The organism is Psychrobacter sp. AOP5-GZ1-6, assembly GCF_052376345.1.
Lineage (GTDB): Bacteria > Pseudomonadota > Gammaproteobacteria > Pseudomonadales > Moraxellaceae > Psychrobacter.
The window spans coordinates 1-4,246 of record NZ_JBQSVP010000193.1; the positions used below are offsets into that span (position 1 = coordinate 1).

At 42.7% G+C, this 4,246-nt stretch carries 5 protein-coding genes; 2 read left to right on the forward strand and 3 right to left on the reverse strand.

Annotated elements, in window-relative coordinates; all coding sequences use genetic code 11:
- Positions 1-160: 160 nt before the first annotated feature.
- Positions 161-1,141, reverse strand: a complete 981-nt coding sequence (locus tag ACT3RN_RS14730) for a MobA/MobL family protein (protein WP_193030091.1) — start codon at positions 1,139-1,141, stop codon at positions 161-163.
- Positions 1,142-1,279: 138 nt separating this feature from the next.
- Here ACT3RN_RS14730 and ACT3RN_RS14735 point away from each other — a divergent pair, with 138 nt between their 5' ends.
- Positions 1,280-1,609 carry a hypothetical protein gene (locus ACT3RN_RS14735; protein ID WP_193030093.1) on the forward strand — a complete coding sequence of 110 codons (330 nt, stop codon included), beginning with the start codon at positions 1,280-1,282 and terminating at the stop codon, positions 1,607-1,609.
- Between the two features lie 599 nt (positions 1,610-2,208).
- Here ACT3RN_RS14735 and ACT3RN_RS14740 read toward each other — a convergent pair.
- Complete coding sequence (locus ACT3RN_RS14740; RefSeq protein ID WP_193030095.1) at positions 2,209-3,153, reverse strand: replication initiation protein; 945 nt, start codon at positions 3,151-3,153, stop codon at positions 2,209-2,211.
- 419 nt (positions 3,154-3,572) lie between these two features.
- Between ACT3RN_RS14740 and ACT3RN_RS14745 the strand changes: the two genes are divergently transcribed.
- Positions 3,573-3,773, forward strand: coding sequence for a DUF7336 domain-containing protein (locus ACT3RN_RS14745; protein ID WP_193030088.1), 201 nt, complete (start codon positions 3,573-3,575; stop codon positions 3,771-3,773).
- Positions 3,774-3,858: 85 nt separating this feature from the next.
- Here ACT3RN_RS14745 and ACT3RN_RS14750 read toward each other — a convergent pair.
- Positions 3,859-4,246: hypothetical protein (locus tag ACT3RN_RS14750; protein WP_444518766.1), on the reverse strand; the 388-nt coding region annotated here is incomplete at its 5' end.

The window sequence follows — 4,246 nt, forward strand, 5'->3', positions numbered from 1 at the left end:
TCCGTAAATAAGTGCTGAGCGAGGTTTGGTAGTTGTTTGTGCAAGCTCTCTATCTGGGCTTGTTGTTTGTTGATGATGTCTAAGGTTTGGTCAATATTCTTTTGCTGTTCTTCTGCGTGTGCCATCAATGCAAATAGATGCTGTTTTGTGCTGTCATCGCTCATGGTTCAATGCCTCTGTCCTGCTGCTTTTCGTGGGTTTTTTCGAGTTCCTGACGTTCTAATTTTTGTTGCTGCTGCTCTTGTTTGAATAACTCATATTCTGCTTTGAAGTCCTGCATACCTTTGGCTTGCTCTTTGACGTTCTCTATCTCTGTCTTAGCTTCTGTAAGGGCTGCAAACTCTATCTGTAAATCACGCAACTGCTGATTGTCTGCGGTAATCTCTCGGTTTAGATCGCCTTTGTCGGTCGCAATACCTCTACGCTCCATTGCTGACGCTTTCCAACCCATCTTAATTGTCGGTTTCTGCTCTATCCCTTGCTGCTTTAGGGTTCGATGGTCGATACGTTCATCAATACCTAGCTTTTCTAACTGAACGTTTACGATGTTTTCCCATTCCTTGCGTAACTCTTTGATTTCAGTGGTTGAGGAACTTAGCCCCAACGCTTTACGCTTGGTGTTGGATAGCTCAATAGCTGCTTTGTCGCCTAGCTCAATGCCATTATCTGTAAGGCTGAACTCTCTTGTCGTGGTCATAATATGAGCGTGATAATTGCGGTTATCGCCCTGCTTATCAGGCGTATGAATAGCCACATCAACGGCTACGTTATATCGCTCTGCTAAGACTTTGGCGAACCTGACCGCTAGCCTTGCACCCTCGTTTTTTTTGAAGTCTTTGCGCTTGTCTTTGTCTTTGGGTATCAGCTCGTGAGGTATGGCTAAAACCCACTCCCTAGCAGTGCGCCCATCTTTACGATTTTCGGCTAGCTCCGCCTTATTCCATAACTCGCTTCGGTCAATTTTTTTAAAGTTCTTATCGAAAGCAAACGCCATTTCTACACCGCCACGCTTGCTATAGTCGTGTGTTTTACCTGAGCGTTTATCCTCAATTTTCACCCCTGCACGATACGCAGCCGATGCAGTTGCACTTCTGCCACTAGTACGGCTAATCGGTTTTGTGGTCGCATAGTAAATCGCCATTTTCAAAATCTCGCTAGTAAGGTCTTTAAGGTTTTGGCTTTTGCTCCGCAGGACGTATTTAGGATTTGATATTTTATGGAACAACGTGGAATAAAATTATCAAGTCGTAAATGCGCACTTATCTAAAAAGACAGATAAGTGAAAAGCCAAAACTACAATGATATACTAGCACAAACAATTTCAGATACGGATAACACTATGCTGACTATAGAACAAAAATTAGCAAGAAATGAAGCCGAAAGAAAACGGTTAATGACTAAAAAAAATTCATTAGAAACTGGTCAAAAAGTAATCATCGGTGGTATGTTTTTATCCCTTGCCAAGACTAATACTGGTATCGCCAAATTCATACTTGAGAACGCTAGCACTCACATTACCCGTCCTGCCGATATAAAACGGATCGAACCTCTGCTTGAAGAATTAAGACAAGCTATGGTCAGTGATTCTGATGAAAATAATTCAGTCTAAATCTAATTTGCCTTGACCGTTTTTCTTCACGTAAGCCATCATATAATCCCTAACCAGTTGGCTTGCGGTGCGGTTGTTATCTTTGGCTATGCGCTTGAACGCATCAACCAATTCCTTGTCGGCTCTGCAAGTGAACGTACTGTCACTTCTGTCTGGTAGCATATTTGCCATGATAAGACCTCAAGTTATTAATGCAGCCCATTATACTAACGATGTTAGTGCATTGCAATAGCTTTGTTAACTCACTGCAAGAAACCCAAAAAACCAAAAATAACGGACGCTCTTAAATGGGCTACAATCGCTTAGAAATTAACAAACGATACTAGGGTAGCGGGCACACCAGAAGAACGGCAGCAGGAGGCTAATTTGAGCCAATTAGACGGATAATCAAGACAGGTTTGAAGGGGCAGATACGAAACGGTAGAACATTAGGCTTGTTAGCAGAGTCACGGCAATCGACTGCGGTCGATTGAAAAAGACTGATTAATTTTCGATGATTTTGGGGCAGAGCAAAGCAGCGTAAAAATTGATTAGCTGAGCTTAACGGCAACCATCAAAAACCCCCTCGGGCTATTATCTGATTATGGGATGTCCGATTTTTACTTTAACTTCTTCTGTATGCCCCACCGTGTAAGGGTTCTAGGTGATATACTTAAACGCTCCGCAATGACCCCTATTTTCATGCCTTCAGATGCCCATATTCGGGCTTGTTTTTGCTTGTCGGTGTTATCACCCCATCTCATTTTTGAGCGATGGCTTTGAAGCTCTGACCATGTTTTATGGCTTGCTGTGAAGTCCTTTCGTACACAATATCGGGCAATACTGCGGACAATGTGTTTTAGCTCATTAGGGAATAGGGGTACATCGAAACGCTGATTATACTGCTCTGCAATAGGCTGTAACTGCCTTACAAGCTCGCTGTAAGGCGCAGATGCTAAAGCATAACCGTATGGTCTAACGTGTTCAAATACCGAGTAATTACGCCCATATCCTTCGTCATTAGCTGGCTCTTGCGCTTGAGAAAGCTCTAGGTCTAAGTTTTCGGCAAGCTCGGCAAGAGTGTAAGAGGGCTTAGCCCCTGTCAAATATACATCGTGCGAGGCATGGCAAGGGTTTTTAACTAGGTTGCCACCATAGCTTTTGTCTGCCTCTAACGCTAATCGTAGGGCTTTTTGCACACTGGCAAGGTATCGCATCGCCTTTTGGCTTGATTTGCGCCAGTTACCCACTGGCGTTGTTAGTCTGTAGGCGTAGTGGGCGTGTCCATTTTCGGGGTTTTTGATGATAATTTGCGGACGTGGTAACCCCTTATCATGGTAAGCGAATAGGGCTTGTGGGTCGTCAATATCAAAAACAAGCCACTTGATAATCTCGGGGTGATTAGGTTGTATGTAGGTGTGTTTTATAGCGTGTGACTTGGTGCGGATGTGGCTAAACCCCTTGTCATTGGTGCAATAGGGGTTAGTCGCTAGGTCTGCGTAGAATTGGGCTAGAGTGCTGACGCTCTGCCAGTCGGTCGGGTCTATTTGTTTGATTGCGTACACTATAAAATTTCAGTTTTACATCAGGTAGTAGTATGGGTTACTTAAAAATTACTGAACCCTACCGAACCAAATACAAAAAAGCCTTGTCTTAGAGTGTGCAACCAACTAAAATACACGTTATCGATTCGTGGTTTTTAGGTGGTCGCACACTTATTAATTACATTAAGCCCTGACAGCTTCCAACTGTTGGGGCTTACTCGTTTCTGTAGTTTACTCTTTTATTTATCTCTCTGTAAAGCCCGATAAATCAAGGGATGAAGTAGGTACTACCTTTTGCCCTTTGGTCGAGAGTTAGCCAAGATCAGGCAATCTTTTTCGCCTGTCCTGGCTAACTCTGACCCAACAACCGCTAGGGCGTTAGCTTTTAACTCTAAAATAAATTAGTCTTAGCTTATCCGCATTTTTTAGGAAGGTTTTTTATGACTACGATGTATGTTCTTGAACACGCTGCTGAAGGCTTAACAGAACGCATGAAACTTCTAGGTGTTTATGACTCTAAAGAAGAGGCAGAAAAAGCTATGAAGTTCCTTAGCGATAAGTCAGGTTTCAAAGACTACCCTAATGACTTTACAATAGATGAGTACGAATTAAATCAAGTCTGTTGGTCTAGTGGTTTCTGATAATATGTTCATCAAGTTAAACTTTCTAAGCCTACACCTACAAAGCGTTTTCGAGCTATTCTAACGCTCCTATCTAAAGTAATAATCAGTCTTTTAAATCCAAAACACAATAATCCTTCGATGCCCCAAAATCACATTTCTTTTTCATCACTCTAACGCATAACTCACCCTTGCATCGGCTAATATCTAAGTCACCATTTTGGTTGTTAAGCTCGGCTACTGTTGCTCTACGGTCTGCTATATCATCAAGAGTAGGGGCGTAAACTACTAACCCCAAAAGTAAGGCAAAGGTAACAGCTAAAAGCCCTCCAACATACAAAAACACAAATTTCCAACTAAGCGCCGTTCTCGCTTCTCTGATTTCTTGTGCTGCTTTCGTTGCCTCCCTAGATGCTTGTCTAAGGTCTTGAGCCGCTTTGGTTGCATGGTTACTTAAATCACTTTCTATGGACGTTCTAGCGCCATTGAGAGAG